Annotated in this window: 11 protein-coding genes; 8 read left to right on the top strand and 3 right to left on the bottom strand. The window is 35.4% G+C overall.

The genetic code is table 11. From position 1 onward, the window contains the following. Window positions 1–185: 185 nt before the first annotated feature. Genes NHF50_RS06195 through NHF50_RS06185 form a run of 3 tightly spaced genes read right to left on the bottom strand, consistent with a single transcriptional unit; the run spans window position 186 to window position 3,009 of the window. Window positions 186–755 (bottom strand): 5-formyltetrahydrofolate cyclo-ligase, encoded by a 570-nt coding sequence (locus NHF50_RS06195; RefSeq protein ID WP_252775395.1) that lies wholly within the window; start codon window positions 753–755, stop codon window positions 186–188. Further along, window positions 748–1,986, bottom strand: a complete 1,239-nt coding sequence (locus NHF50_RS06190; protein ID WP_252775394.1) for a pyridoxal-dependent decarboxylase — start codon at window positions 1,984–1,986, stop codon at window positions 748–750. The genes NHF50_RS06195 and NHF50_RS06190 overlap by 8 nt, the downstream gene beginning before the upstream one ends. 54 nt (window positions 1,987–2,040) lie before the next feature. Further along, the gene (locus NHF50_RS06185) at window positions 2,041–3,009 is read right to left on the bottom strand and encodes a succinylglutamate desuccinylase/aspartoacylase family protein (protein ID WP_109568881.1); all 969 of its coding nucleotides are present in this window, start codon (window positions 3,007–3,009) and stop codon (window positions 2,041–2,043) included. Between the two features lie 80 nt (window positions 3,010–3,089). Between NHF50_RS06185 and uvrC the strand changes: the two genes are divergently transcribed. The 8 genes from uvrC to pgi all read left to right on the top strand — a co-directional run bounded on the left by uvrC (window position 3,090) and on the right by pgi (window position 14,674). Beyond that, window positions 3,090–4,895 carry an excinuclease ABC subunit UvrC gene (uvrC, locus tag NHF50_RS06180; protein ID WP_252775393.1) on the top strand — a complete coding sequence of 602 codons (1,806 nt, stop codon included), beginning with the start codon at window positions 3,090–3,092 and terminating at the stop codon, window positions 4,893–4,895. Next, window positions 4,892–7,117, top strand: a complete 2,226-nt coding sequence (locus NHF50_RS06175; protein ID WP_252775392.1) for a patatin-like phospholipase family protein — start codon at window positions 4,892–4,894, stop codon at window positions 7,115–7,117. The genes uvrC and NHF50_RS06175 overlap by 4 nt, the downstream gene beginning before the upstream one ends. Window positions 7,118–7,305: 188 nt before the next feature. Further along, window positions 7,306–8,463 carry a homogentisate 1,2-dioxygenase gene (locus tag NHF50_RS06170; RefSeq protein WP_109568879.1) on the top strand — a complete coding sequence of 386 codons (1,158 nt, stop codon included), beginning with the start codon at window positions 7,306–7,308 and terminating at the stop codon, window positions 8,461–8,463. A gap of 78 nt (window positions 8,464–8,541) precedes the next feature. Continuing rightward, window positions 8,542–9,702 carry a 4-hydroxyphenylpyruvate dioxygenase gene (gene hppD / locus NHF50_RS06165; protein WP_252775391.1) on the top strand — a complete coding sequence of 387 codons (1,161 nt, stop codon included), beginning with the start codon at window positions 8,542–8,544 and terminating at the stop codon, window positions 9,700–9,702. A 359-nt stretch (window positions 9,703–10,061) separates the two neighbouring features. Next, a complete protein-coding gene (locus NHF50_RS06160; protein WP_109568877.1) occupies window positions 10,062–10,838 on the top strand; it encodes a DUF3108 domain-containing protein in 777 nt (258 codons plus the stop codon). 3 nt (window positions 10,839–10,841) lie between these two features. Further along, window positions 10,842–11,774 carry a tryptophan 2,3-dioxygenase family protein gene (locus NHF50_RS06155; RefSeq protein WP_252775390.1) on the top strand — a complete coding sequence of 311 codons (933 nt, stop codon included), beginning with the start codon at window positions 10,842–10,844 and terminating at the stop codon, window positions 11,772–11,774. Between the two features lie 18 nt (window positions 11,775–11,792). After that, complete coding sequence (locus NHF50_RS06150) at window positions 11,793–13,034, top strand: peptidoglycan DD-metalloendopeptidase family protein (protein ID WP_109568876.1); 1,242 nt, start codon at window positions 11,793–11,795, stop codon at window positions 13,032–13,034. After that, the gene (pgi, locus tag NHF50_RS06145) at window positions 13,034–14,674 is read left to right on the top strand and encodes a glucose-6-phosphate isomerase (RefSeq protein WP_252775389.1); all 1,641 of its coding nucleotides are present in this window, start codon (window positions 13,034–13,036) and stop codon (window positions 14,672–14,674) included. The genes NHF50_RS06150 and pgi overlap by 1 nt, the downstream gene beginning before the upstream one ends. Window positions 14,675–14,702 lie beyond the last annotated feature (28 nt).

Below are 14,702 nucleotides of genomic sequence, written 5' to 3'. Positions count from 1 at the left end.
AGAGTAAATGTATATTTTTTTACTAAATGTTGTGAGAAAAATTCAAACTTTAACATTTGGTACATTTTTTCTGTAATTACTTAAGACGGTGTTTTATTTATGACATTATTGATGAATTATGTAAAAGAAGGATATTGGAATGTGACAGAGAGGATTGATGGAGATTATTTTGGATATACAATTAATTAAGAGATAAATTTGTAAATGTTACTATCCGTTACACAAAAATCCAGTCTCATATCTGTTTCCAGAATGTCTTTAATTTTTTCTTCCGGTTCAAAGAACGAAAGCCCGATCTTAATAACATCCGGTTTGCATTCACTTAGGAAAATATCATAAAAGCCTTTTCCGTAACCTACACGATGTCCTTGTTTGTCAAAGGATAATAAAGGAACAAAGACCACGTCAATTTTAGATACAGGGACTTCAATTCCGTCAACAGGTTCCGGAATATTGTATTCATTTTTTTTGATTCGTGTAGCATCAGTCAATAAAAAATGAGTCATTCTTCGGGTTTCAAAATCACTTTTTGACACAACGGTTTCCTTGTCTTTTCCGGCTAAGATTTGCAAGATAAATTCAGTATCCACTTCTTTATGTTCCACAATAGGTAAAAAAAGATGATAATACGTCTTGTCCCATATATCCAGTTGTAATAAGTTATTAGCTATCGCTAAACTCTTTTCTTCAATATCGTTTGAAGAAAGTTTTTTTCGTGCTTCTTTACTCTTTTTTCGTGCTTCTTTTTTATCCATTTATAGCCGCTTTCAAATCTGCTATAAAAGTAGTTAAATGTTCTACTTCAACATGATCCATTAAGACAATTTTATACCATTTGTTGTGTTCGTTATGTTGTTGCGGAACCAAATCGTATTTTTCGGCTATAGTTTCAGGAATGTTTTCAGAATGAATGGTCACCAGATTCATAAAAGGTTCGCGGAAATATTCAATGTTAAGTTGATCCAGTTCCTGACATAAAAATTGAGTTCTCATTTGAAGAACACTGATTTTTTCGTACCAACCGTAAGCGCCGTACGTAAACAAAATCATCCAGACCGCAACGGCATTAGCCCCCGAACGGCTTCCGCAAAGTGTCAGATCCATTCCTTCAACATATTCGGCCTCTTTGGTCAAAACATTTTCAATTAAACCCTTTCTGCAAATAAAAACACCGGTTCCGTAAGGAGCCTGTAACATTTTGTGAGCATCAATAGTAATAGAACTAATTTTAGGGTTAGAAAAATTGATATTGGAATTCGGATTACTGAATGGGTAAACAAACCCGCCGTAAGCGCCGTCTATATGTAATTTATAGGGTACATTATGTCTTTCTAAAACCGTACTATATATATCCGGATCATCAACAGAACCGAACATGGTAGTAGCCATATTAGCCACTGCCATAAAGTATTTCTTTCCGTTTTGAATAGCATTTTCTACAATTTGTTCCAGTTGGTCTTTTTGGATTTCTCTTGTATTAAAATCAACAGGGATCTTTAGCCATTCTACCTGAAGAAGGTTTGAACCTTTCGGAATAGAATAATGAGTGTCTTCAGAAGATAAAATAGCTATTTCATCCGGTTTAGCATTATAGGTATTAAGGAAATAATTACGAAAGATCCAAAGTGCCTGAATGTTTGCTTCTGTTCCTCCCGGAGCAATATAACCGTCAAATTCGTTTTCTTTGGCTTTAAAAATATCTATGGCAATTACGTTTAGTACTTCTCGTTCGATCTCCTGAGTACCGCTGAAAGCTTTTTCAGAGGTTCCGAAAGTATGGCAACCGATGTTGTTAGGATTAGCAACATAGGTTTGCAATGTCGGAGCATCTTTTAGAAAAGGAGCATCGTCATTAAATACCCGACTGTCTAATTTTGAGGCAGGATAGCCTAAAGAAGCATCCTTTGAAAAGTTGACATTTTGCTGTAAAGCCAGTTGAATCCTCTGTTGGCGTTGTTCTTGAGTAAGTTTTTTCCAGAATTGCATACCTAAAATTTTGACAAAGGTACTGCTTTAAAAAAATAAAGAACATGACAAATGTTAGGTGTCCAGACTTGTTGTGATATGAAAAATAGCATCTCCTTGGTATACAAAAGGAGTGTGATTCACATTGATCAGATAGCCGTTATTAGGAGATTTAACGTTGTGTTCTACTTTACCGTAAGGATCTGAAATCGTAGCCAGAATGTCTCCTTTTTTTACAAAACTGCCTATTTGGGCTATGCCATGGAACATGCCTGAATATTTAGCTCGGATCCAGTTCGATTTTTGAATATAAATAGATGAATGTGGCGGTTTTGAGGCTTTCTTCTTCGGGTTTAACATGTCTAAATGTTCTAAAAAACGTTTAGAACCTTGCAAAGCTTCGTTTGTTATGTCATCATTTAGGTCAAGTGATTTTCCTCCTTCAAAAAGTAACATTTTAACGCCAAGTTTGTCGCAGGTGTTTCTGAATGAACCCGAAATGTTCTTAGAGTATAAAGTAAAAGGAGCATGAAAAACTTCAGCCAGTTCTTTTAATTCAGATTTCCCTTGTTCAATGCGGATTTGAGGCGCATTAAAACGTTGAGCCCCTCCGGCATGAAAGTCAATTACATAATCTACATTCGGTAAGATCTCTTTTACAATGTAATAAGCGAAACGACTGGCCAGAGAACCGCCTTTGCTTCCGGGGAAAACACGGTTCAGGTCACGTTTGTCTGGAAATTCACGCGTTTGGTTTACAAAACCGAAAATGTTGATAATGGGAATACAAATAATTGTGCCGCGTTTTGGTTTGTTGAGTTTTTTTATGATCATCTGGCGAACGGTTTCCGTTCCGTTGATCTCGTCGCCGTGAAGCCCTGCCGAAAAAAGGACTGTGGGTCCGGGAACTTTAGAGCGCTCGATGATAATAGGCACTTTCAGCTTATTCATAGTATGAAGTTTCGCAATTTCCATACTGATAGTTTTGCTTTCGCCGGCTAAAATGCTTTCGCCAAAAAGGGTTAACGGTTTTAATGACTCCATATCAATCACATAACGTATTAAGTGCCTAAAAGTAAAAATTTAATTGGTAAATCCTAAAGCTGATTTTGTAATTTTGTGTCATGCAAACGCCACTCGAACTTCAGATACAAACTTTGCCCGACGGTCCGGGAGTTTATCAATATTTTGATAAAGACGGAAAGATATTATATGTCGGCAAGGCTAAAAACCTTAAAAAAAGAGTTCAATCCTATTTTACCAAGCATCATGATAATTATAAAACAACGGTATTGGTTAAAAAAATTGTTTCTGTTAAACATATTGTAGTTCCTACGGAAACGGATGCTTTGCTTTTAGAGAACAATTTGATTAAGAAATTGCAGCCGCGTTATAATGTATTGCTGAAAGACGATAAAAGTTATCCGTGGATTTGTATTAAAAACGAACCTTTTCCCAGAGTGTTTCAGACCCGAAGAATGATTAAAGACGGTTCAGAATATTTTGGCCCGTATACCAGTGGTAAAACAGTTCATACACTTTTAGATCTGATCAAAGAACTGTACCCGTTGCGAACCTGTAACTATGATCTGTCAAAAGCAAATATTGATTCCGGAAAATACAAGGTGTGCCTGGAATACCATATAGGAAATTGTAAAGGTCCTTGCGAAGGTTATCAGACTTTACAAAATTATCAAGACCAGATACAGGCAATACGAGAGATTTTAAAAGGAAATTTCAAAGAGAGCCTGAAAGATTTTAGAAACCTGATGCTGGAACTGGCGGGAGAGATGAAATTTGAAGAAGCGCAGAAGATAAAAGATAAAATAGAAGTTTTAGAGAACTATCAGGCCAGATCAACGATTTTAAATCCGAAGATTACCAATATCGATGTTTTTTCAATAGTTTCTGATGAAACTATGGCTTATGTTAACTTCTTGCAGATATCGCACGGTGCTATCATTCGTTCACATACGTTAGAGTTAAAAAAGAAATTGAGTGAGACGGATCAGGAACTTTTAGAATTAGCTATTGTGGAACTAAGAGAGCGTTTTCATTTACTTTCTAAAGAGATCATCGTTCCGTTTGAAGTAGATTTAGGAGAAACTATAAAAGTAACCGTTCCTAAATTAGGAGATAAAAAGCAGATTCTCGATCTATCAGAGCGCAACGCCAAACATTACCGTTTAGATCAATTGAAACAAATCAAGATTGTTGATCCTGATCGGCATACGAATCGTATTATGGCGCAGATGAAAAAAGACTTACGGCTTTCTGTGGAACCGAGACATATAGAATGTTTTGATAATTCTAATATTCAGGGAACCAATCCGGTTTCGGCCTGTGTAGTTTTTAAGGACGGAAAGCCGAGTAAAAAAGATTACCGCCATTTTAATATCAAAACCGTTGAAGGCCCCAATGATTTTGCCTCTATGGAAGAAGTGGTATACCGAAGATACAAGCGTTTACTGGATGAGAACCAACCGTTGCCTCAACTTATTGTCATTGACGGAGGAAAAGGGCAATTGTCATCGGCTCTGAAGAGTTTGGATGATCTGGGATTGAGGGGCAAAATAGCCATCATAGGAATCGCTAAACGATTGGAAGAGTTGTTTTATCCGGAAGATCCCGTTCCGTTGTATCTCGATAAAAAATCGGAAACCTTAAAGATCATACAACATTTGCGTAACGAAGCGCACCGTTTCGGTATTACGCATCACAGAGATAAACGCAGCAAGTCGGCCTTACAGACTTCTTTGGAAACGATTCCGGGAATCGGTGAAAAAACGATGATTACGTTACTAAAGCATTTCAAAAGTGTTAAAAGATTGCAAGCAGCTTCAGAAAAGCAAATTTCTGAGGTTGTAGGAGTTTCAAAAGCCAAAAAAATTTCCGAATTTTACAAAACATTGAATCCTAAAAAAGAATGAAATATATTTTCTTGTTGATAAGCCTACTATTTCTCGCCCCAGCCAGCTTAGCACAAGAGGAAAATTTGACAAATCAAGAGCAACACCCTAAGATCGGATTGGTTTTAAGTGGTGGTGGAGCCAAAGGTTTAGCCCATATAGGCGTTTTAAAAGTCATAGATTCTCTCGGTATAAAAATTGATTACATTGGTGGTACCAGTATGGGTGCTATCATAGGGGGCTTGTATGCTTCCGGATATACTGCTAAACAATTAGATTCTATTTTCAGTAACGTAGATACAGATGCTTTGATCCAGGACTATATTCCACGAGGAGCAAAGAACTTCTACGAAAAAAGAAATGATGAGATCTATGCGATCACGCTCCCGTTCGATAAATTCAGATTAGGCTTGCCTACAGCGCTTTCAAAAGGGCTTTATAATTATAATTTGTTGTCGAGGTTGACCTTTAATGTTTGCGGGATTCAGGATTTTAAAGATTTACCGATTCCCTTTTTCTGTATTGCAACTAATGTAGAGACCGGAAAAGAAGTGATTTTAGATTCCGGAAGCCTTCCTCAAGCTATCATTGCCAGTGGCGCAATACCTTCATTGTACAATCCTATTGAAATAGACGGAAAATTGTTGATCGACGGAGGAATTGTTAACAATTACCCGGTAGAATTGTTGCGTGAAAAAGGTATGGATATCATTATTGGGGTAGATGTACAAGATGGTTTAAAATCACGTGAGGATTTAAAAGGCGCTTCTAGTGTTTTGTTACAGGTCAATAATCTGGGAATGATTCAGAAAATGCAAAACAAAAGAAAGTTGACCGATGTTTATATTAAACCGGATATCCGTAATTACAATATGATGTCATTTGATGAAGGGTATAATATTATTTTGAAAGGAATTGAGGCCGCTACTATTAAAGAAAAAGAATTGGTAAAGTTAGTTCCCGAAAAACCGATTTACAGGGAACCCTTAAAAGTGATGGATTCTTTAGTGGTTTCTGATATTGAGATTAATCAATTGCAGGATTTTACCAGGGCATACGTAAGAGGAAAATTAAAGTTTAAGACCAATGTTAAAATTAGTTTTGATGATATTGTGAGAGGAATTGATAACTTGAATGCAACTCAAAACTTTAAAACTATCAGTTATAATTTTACAAAAGGATCGATAAAAGGGACTAAACAATTCAATTTGTTTTTACAGGAAAAAGAGAAAACAACGTTTTTAAAGTTCGGATTGCATTACGATGATTTATTGAAAAGTTCTATTTTGATCAATTATACCAAGAAGAAATTTTTAACAAAGAATGATGTTTTTTCGTTTGATTTTATTTTGGGGGATAATGTTCGCTATAATTTGAATTATTATATAGACAACGGTTTTTATTGGAGTTTTGGTTTTAATTCTAAAATGATAAGTTTCAACAGGAATATACCCAATGATTTTAACAACGGCTTAACCTTGACAGATTTAGGGTTGAGTTCAATTAATGTTGATTTTACAGATATTAGTAATCAGATCTATTTGCAAACCATTTTCGCTCAAAAATTTTCCATAGGCGGCGGCGGCGAGTTGAAGTTCCTAAAAATCAAATCTGAAAATATTGGTAATACCAATCCGGTTTTTGAAGATAACAATTATTTTTCTGTTTTTGGCTATGCCAAATATGATTCGTTTGACAACAGGTATTTCCCTAAAAGAGGTTGGTATTTTAACGGAGAGTTAAAATCGTTTATTTATTCATCGGACGATCCCGATAATTTCCAAAATTTTACCATAGCTAAAGCCGATATGGGGTTTGCTAAAACATTTTACAAAAAAGCAACGATTAAGCTACAATGCGAAGGAGGGTTTAAAGTCGGAGATAAATCAATAAATTATTTTGATTTTGTTTTAGGAGGGTATGGCTTTGCGCCGATCGTTAACTTCAGACCGTTTTACGGATATGATTTTGTAAGTTTAATGGGTGACAGTTATGTAAAAAGCAGTGCAACGCTGGATGTGGAAGTTTACAGAAAACATCATTTGAATTTTACCGGAAACTTTGCTAACATTGGTAACAATTTATTCCAAGATGTCGATAATTGGTTAAAAAAGCCTGCTTATACAGGTTATGCAATTGGATATGGACTCGAAACAATCATAGGGCCTATTGAAATAAAACATTCCTGGGCACCCGAAACCCGAGATCATTTTACATGGTTTACAGTTGGTTTTTGGTTCTGATTTTTAGAAATGTTCAAAAATATTTCCCTATATTTGTGATATCATGAATTTGTATTGGAAAAATTTATTATCTCATTTAAAATTCCTCATCAAGAGAAATCCTGAGTGAGAAATTCAATTTGTCAATTATTCAGTGTAACAATGAAAATTGCTACATACTACATTGTTTAATTTAAAAAATTGAAGAGATGCCGATATATCACAAACTAGGAAAAATTCCACACAAACGCCATGTTCAGTTTAGAAAAGAAAATGGTGATTTGTATTACGAACAACTTTTCGGTACTATTGGATTTGACGGAATGTCAACCAATATGTACCATGAACACCGCCCTACACAGGTAAAAGAGATAAAAGGGCAATATGATGTTGCGCCAAAAATCGCAAAATCTAATAATATTCAATCGTATCGCTTGAGAGGGTTTCAGGTGGAACCACAAGATGATTTTCTGGAGAGCCGGAAGATTGTGTTGACAAATTCTGACTGTCATATTGTTTTGGCAGCGCCTAAAAAATCTACTACAGATTATTTCTATAAGAATACGGATTCAGACGAGGTCATCTTTATTCATAAAGGAACCGGAAAGCTGAGAACCATGTTAGGAAATCTGGATTTTAAATATGGTGATTATTTAGTTATTCCGAGAGGGATGATCTATAAAATAGATTTTGATACAGAAGATAATCGTCTGTTTATAGTAGAGTCTCATCGTCCGGTTTATACTCCTAAAAGATACCGTAACTGGTTCGGGCAACTTTTAGAACATTCTCCGTTTTGCGAGCGCGATATACGTCGCCCCGAAGAATTAGAAACCAATGACGAAAAAGGAGATTTTCTTATCAAAATCAAGAAAAGAGATGAGATCTTTGATATGGTCTATGCTACACATCCCTTTGATGTAGTGGGGTATGACGGTTACAATTATCCGTATGCTTTTTCAATTCATGATTTTGAACCGATTACGGGAAGAATTCATCTTCCGCCGCCAATCCATCAAACTTTTGAAACAGACGCTTTTGTAATATGTTCATTCGTTCCGCGTTTGTACGATTACCATCCGCAATCTATTCCGGCGCCTTACAATCACAGCAATATTGATAGTGATGAAGTACTATATTATGTTGATGGTGATTTTATGAGCCGTAACGATATTGAAGCCGGACATATTTCACTGCATCCGGCAGGGATTCCACATGGTCCGCATCCCGGAGCAGTCGAAAGAAGTATCGGGAAAAAAGAAACATTGGAGTTAGCAGTTATGGTAGATACTTTTAAACCTTTAATGGTTACGGAAGATGCTATGAAAATAGCAGATGAGAAGTATTACCAATCTTGGTTGGACTAATTTTCGTTGGAAAACAAAAACTATTAAATAAACACATAAGGTCATTGACCTAAAATAACACACAAACTATAGATTATCATGGCAAAAGAAGTAAAATCCGTAGAATACGGACTGGAAAAAATATTTGAAGGAGCACAAGATTTCCTTCCGCTTTTAGGAACTGATTACGTTGAATTTTATGTAGGAAATGCAAAACAAGCCGCTCATTTTTATAAATCAGCTTTCGGCTTCCAATCTTTAGCATATAAAGGATTAGAAACAGGATCAAGAGATGAGGTGAGCTATGTTTTGGTACAAAATAAGATCAGATTGGTGTTGACAACACCGCTAAATAGTAAATCGCCTATCAATGAACATATTGTAAAACACGGTGATGGTGTTAAGGTAGTGGCTCTTTGGGTGGAAGATGCGCGTTCTGCTTTTGAAGAAACAACAAAAAGAGGGGCAAAAGTATTTATGGAGCCTACTGTTGAAAAAGATGAATTCGGGGAGGTTGTAAGAGCAGGTATTTATACTTATGGAGAGACTGTTCATATGTTTGTAGAGCGCAAAAATTACAACGGTACTTTTATGCCGGGCTTTGTAGAATGGAAAACACAATATAATCCGGAGCCGGTAGGTTTAAAATACATAGATCACATGGTAGGAAATGTAGGTTGGGGCGAAATGAACACCTGGGTAAAATGGTATGAAGATGTAATGGGCTTTGAAAATTTCTTATCTTTTGATGATACTCAGATCCATACTGAATACTCTGCCTTGATGAGTAAAGTAATGAGCAATGGTAACGGACGTGTTAAATTCCCGATTAACGAACCGGCAGAAGGAATTAAAAGATCACAGATTGAAGAATATCTTGACTTTTATGAAGGGGCAGGAGTACAGCATATTGCCGTAGCAACAGATAATATTATTGAAACAGTATCAGCATTGCGTTCAAGAGGTGTGGAATTTTTAACAACTCCGCCGGAAGAATATTACAAAGCAGTTCCGGGGCGTTTGGAAGAGCACTCTCATGAATTGAGAGAAGATATAGAAACGTTAAAAAGCTTAGGGATTATGATTGATGCCGATGAAGAAGGATATTTGTTACAGATTTTTACAAAGCCTGTTGAAGACAGACCTACACTTTTCTTTGAAATTATACAAAGAATGGGAGCAAGAGGCTTTGGAGCAGGAAACTTTAAAGCACTTTTTGAGTCTATTGAAAGAGAACAGGCTTTGAGAGGTACATTATAAAAACTGATTTTTATTATAAAGTAATCAATTTTTAAACCTAAAGTATTGAAAATAATGTGTTAAAAAGGTTAAAGTTTATTTTTCATCAAGAAAAATTTAAAAAGTAATTACCTTTGCACTCGCAAAAAAAGGAACAATATGTTCGTTTTTTTGCAGATAATTTTTCATAATTTATAGTTTTTGGTTGGTTAATAGCATAAAAAACTCAGTCATTAATTTTGACTGGGTTTTTTTGTTTTAGTATTTTTGGAACAGAAATTGCATTTCAAGTGTGTTTAATCACAACAGAAAAGTTACATATTGGTAATGAGTAGGTTATGTGATTGTTATAATTTAGACACTCACTAAAAAGCTGACAAATGAAAAAAATAGCCCTTTTACTTTTAATTTTTGTTACGACAAATTCTTTTGTACAAAATGAAGAAGCATTTCAAACGGGAGAATGGTTCAAGTTGCGGATACATTATGGAATGATTAATGCCGGTTATGCTACTCTTGAAATCAAAGAAGCAACCAGAAGCAATAAAAAAGTACATCATGTAGTAGGGAAAGGTTGGACTGTAGGGATGGCGAAACTTTTCTTTAAAGTAGAAGACGACTACCAAAGTTATTTTGATAAGGAAACCGGAAAGCCGTATCAGTTTATAAGAAAGATAGACGAAGGCGGCTATACTAAAAACCAGATAGGGTACTTCAATCAGAATAGAAATACCGTTCTGGTAAAAGATTATAAAAAAGATACCGAAAAAACGTTTTCTGTGCCTGACAATGTTCAGGATATTGTTTCCTCATTTTATTTCTTAAGAAATCATCCGCAGCTCGATAATCTAAAAGTCGGAGAATCAATTGTTATTGATATGTTTTTTGACGACGAAACGTTTAAGTTTAAGTTAAAATATATTGGTAATGAAGATTTAAAAACTAAATTTGGAACGGTTCCATGTAAAGTCTTCAGACCTTATGTACAAGCGGGTCGCGTTTTTAAGGAAGAAGAAAGCTTAACGGTTTGGATATCAAATGATGAAAATAGAATTCCGATACGTATAAAAGCCAGTTTGGCAGTAGGATCCTTAAAGGCAGATTTAGAAGCTTTTAAAGGACTAAAAAATTCTTTTAAAATTAAAGTTGAAAATTAATTCATGAATACAGAATCGCTTTATCAGGATAAGATAGAGGCTTTAGAAAAAAAATTTAAGGCAATCAATCAAAATACGGAAACGCATTTGGAAGGATTGTTATGGTCAAAACCCATAACATATTGGGATTATATACAAACAGATGCACTTTTAAATTTACAAACACAAAGAACAACGTTGCCCGATGAAATGGTATTTATTATGTACCACCAGATCAATGAACTGTTGTTTAAAATGATCTTGTGGGAAATAGATCAATTGTGTCATACAGAACTTCCGTCTACAGCATATTTTACTGAGAAATTAGGTCGTATCAGTCGTTATTTCGACATGTTAACGACCTCTTTTGATATTATGACAGACGGAATGGAAGTGGATCAATACCTGAAGTTCAGGAATACATTAACACCGGCAAGCGGATTCCAGAGTGCGCAATATCGTTTGATTGAATTTGCATCTACAGATCTTATTAATCTTATAGATGCCCGCTTCAGAGCAACAATTGACAGAAATACACCGTATGAGCATGCTTTTGAACATTTGTATTGGCAGGCAGCCGGGAAGGATTATAAAACAGGAGAGAAGTCTTATCTGATTCAACAATTTGAGAAACGCTATAAAAAAGAATTTCTTGATTTTATGGAGGAATATAATACAATCAATGTTTGGCGAAAGTTTAAACAACTTCCTCTTGAAGATCAGCAGAATGAAGATTTGGTAGAAGCAATGAGGCATTATGATAAAACGGTTAATATTACTTGGGTAATGGGGCATTTTCGGACTGCGGTGAAGTACATTGAAAGTTCGCAAGGGAACGGAGAAGCAACCGGAGGAAGTGATTGGAAAAAATACATGCTGCCGAAATACCAAAAAAGAATTTTCTTTCCGGAGCTGTGGACCAAAGAAGAATTGGATAAGTGGGGCGAAAATGTTTAATGTGAAAAAGAGTTTAAATTGAAATACCTAACATCTCTATTGCTGTTACTTACTGCTGTAATAGCATGTGATACTAAAAATAAGAAAGAAGAAAAACAAGAAGAGAAAATTGAAAATGCAGAACCTGTAATTAAAAGATACGGATTTGTATATAATGATTTTCATGTTGTAAACGATACAATTAAAAGCGGTGATACGTTCGGTACCTTACTACAGAATTATGTCCTTCCGGATAGTATGAATGTACATCAACTGACTGAAAAGATCAGAGATTCCTTTAATTTACGAGGAATGAAAGCCGGTAAGCCTTATGTTTTACTTTTTGATAAGCAAAAGCAAAACGACCTGAAAGCTTTTATATATGTAAAAGATAAGATACACTATACTGTAATTGATCTAAGAGATTCTGTTGCAGTTCTTAATAAGAAAAGACCGCTTTCTATTAAAAAAAGAACAATTGCAGCAGAGATAGAAGGCTCATTGTCTGAAACATTAGATAGAGAAGGAGTAAGCGCTTCTTTAGCGCCCAAGCTGGCCAGTGTATATGCTTATTCCATTGACTTCTTTAAAATTCAGAAAGGAGATAAGTTTGCCGTAACACTTTATGAGAATTTTATAGAAGATTCTATCTATGCAGGAATTGACCATATTGAATCAACGTACTTTCAGCACAGAGGAAGGGATTTTTATGCTTTTCCATATAAATTAAAGCCGGGACAAAGAGAATATAGTTATTATGATGAAGAGGGAAAGGCATTAAAAAGTATGTTTTTAAAAGCGCCTTTAGATTATTATAGGATATCCTCAAAATTTTCAGGGAAACGCTTCCATCCGGTACAAAAAAGATGGAAAGCTCACAACGGAACGGATTATGCTGCTCCGCATGGTACACCGATTAAGGCAACAGCAGCCGGAGTGGTGTCGAGAGCAGGCTATACTTCCGGGAACGGTAATTTTGTAAAGATAAGACACAATGCAACCTATTCCACACAGTACCTTCACATGTCTAAAATTTTAGTCAAAAAAGGAGAGTACGTTGCACAAGGACAAGTCATCGGGAAAGTAGGAAGTACAGGTTTAGCAACAGGACCACATGTATGTTACCGTTTTTGGAAAAACGGAGTACAGGTAGATCCTTTTAAAGTACAATTGCCAAGTGCAGAACCTATGGCAGAAAAAGACAGGTTGAAATATATAGAATATATTAAACCGTTCAGAAAAGAATTAGACAGTATTTTAAAAGTTAAATTTAAAGAATAATGAGCTTACAATCTATTAATCCGTCAGGTACGGTTGCATGGCAAAACATCAGAGAACATTTTACTGAAATGTATAATGTTTCTATGCAGGAAATGTTTCAGGAAGATTCAAAACGTGCCGAAAAATTCCATATCAAATGGGAAAAGTTTTTAGTGGATTATTCTAAAAATAAGATCAATGAAAAAACATTGGCATTGCTTTTAGATTTGGCAAATGAAGTAGGTTTAAAAGAGGCTGTTGAAAGCTATTTCGGAGGTGAAAAAATTAACCGGACCGAAAAAAGAGCTGTTCTTCATACAGCTTTACGAGCTAATAAAGAAGATGTTGTTTTAGTTGATGGCGTAAATGTAATGCCGGAAGTTTTTGCAGTTAAAGAGAAAATTAAAACTTTTTCCGACAAAGTGATAACGGGAGGTATAAAAGGTTTTACGGGTAAAGCATTTACGGATATAGTGAATATTGGGATAGGCGGATCTGATTTAGGACCGGCTATGGTGGTTGAAGCTTTACAATATTATAAAAATCACTTAAATGTTCATTTTGTATCTAATGTTGATGGTGATCATGTTCAGGAAGTTTTAAAGAAAGTCAATCCGGAAACAACTCTTTTTGTTATTGTTTCTAAAACATTCACGACTCAGGAAACATTGTCTAATGCTGAGACAATAAGAAGTTGGTTCTTGCAATCTGCCAAACAAGAAGATGTCGCCAAACATTTCGTAGCCGTTTCGACCAATATTCAAAAAGTAACAGATTTTGGTATTGCTGAAGATAATATTTTTCCGATGTGGGACTGGGTCGGAGGAAGATTTTCGCTTTGGAGTGCGGTGGGACTATCCATAGCTTTAGGTGTAGGATATGATAATTTTGATGCACTGTTAAAAGGAGCTAATAAAATGGACACTCATTTTAAAACGGCTGAGTTTTCACAAAATATACCGGTAGTTTTAGCCTTATTAAGCGTTTGGTATAATAATTTCTTCGGAGCTGAAACGGAAGCTTTGATTCCTTACACCCAATATTTACAAAAATTAGCACCCTATCTTCAACAGGGGATTATGGAAAGTAACGGAAAAAGCATCGGAAGAGATGGAAATCCGGTAAATTATCAGACCGGAACTATCATTTGGGGCGAACCGGGAACTAATTCTCAACATGCTTTCTTTCAATTGATCCATCAAGGTACGAAACTGATTCCGACTGATTTTATCGGTTTTAAAAAATCGCTTTACGGAGATGCAGATCATCACAACAAATTGATGTCCAATTTTTTTGCACAAACAGAAGCTTTGTTGATGGGTAAAACTGAGAAACAAGTGAAAGCAGAGTTTGAAAAGCAGGAAATTACCGGAGATTTTGCGGATTATTTATTGCCTTTTAAAGTATTTGACGGGAATAAACCGACCAATACGATTTTAATTGATTCCTTAACACCGGAAACCTTAGGGTCATTAATTGCTCTATACGAACATAAGATCTTTGTTCAAGGAGTAATTTGGAATATTTTTAGTTATGATCAATGGGGAGTTGAACTGGGTAAACAATTGGCAAATTCAATTTTAGAAGAGATAAATCAAGAAAAAATTAATGCACATGATCCGTCAACGGAGTTCTTGTTACGCAATTTTCTATCGGAATAAATAAGAACTTTAAAAAAAGCTTGAATTT

This window comes from Flavobacterium sp. NRK F10, assembly GCF_024054235.1.
Lineage (GTDB): Bacteria > Bacteroidota > Bacteroidia > Flavobacteriales > Flavobacteriaceae > Flavobacterium > Flavobacterium sediminis.
Note: the sequence above shows the minus strand (reverse complement) of the source record. Positions and strands in the feature narration are given on the sequence as shown.

Bases quoted from the DNA above. Each gene is read 5' to 3' on its own strand.
- NHF50_RS06155 (WP_252775390.1), top strand. From the start codon at position 10,842: ATGAATACAGAATCGCTTTATCAGGATAAGATAGAGGCTTTAGAAAAA.
- uvrC (WP_252775393.1), top strand. From the start codon at position 3,090: ATGCAAACGCCACTCGAACTTCAGATACAAACTTTGCCCGACGGTCCG.
- pgi (WP_252775389.1), top strand. From the start codon at position 13,034: ATGAGCTTACAATCTATTAATCCGTCAGGTACGGTTGCATGGCAAAAC.
- hppD (WP_252775391.1), top strand. From the start codon at position 8,542: ATGGCAAAAGAAGTAAAATCCGTAGAATACGGACTGGAAAAAATATTT.
- NHF50_RS06195 (WP_252775395.1), bottom strand. From the start codon at position 755: ATGGATAAAAAAGAAGCACGAAAAAAGAGTAAAGAAGCACGAAAAAAA.
- NHF50_RS06185 (WP_109568881.1), bottom strand. From the start codon at position 3,009: ATGGAGTCATTAAAACCGTTAACCCTTTTTGGCGAAAGCATTTTAGCC.
- NHF50_RS06175 (WP_252775392.1), top strand. From the start codon at position 4,892: ATGAAATATATTTTCTTGTTGATAAGCCTACTATTTCTCGCCCCAGCC.
- NHF50_RS06160 (WP_109568877.1), top strand. From the start codon at position 10,062: ATGAAAAAAATAGCCCTTTTACTTTTAATTTTTGTTACGACAAATTCT.
- NHF50_RS06170 (WP_109568879.1), top strand. From the start codon at position 7,306: ATGCCGATATATCACAAACTAGGAAAAATTCCACACAAACGCCATGTT.
- NHF50_RS06190 (WP_252775394.1), bottom strand. From the start codon at position 1,986: ATGCAATTCTGGAAAAAACTTACTCAAGAACAACGCCAACAGAGGATT.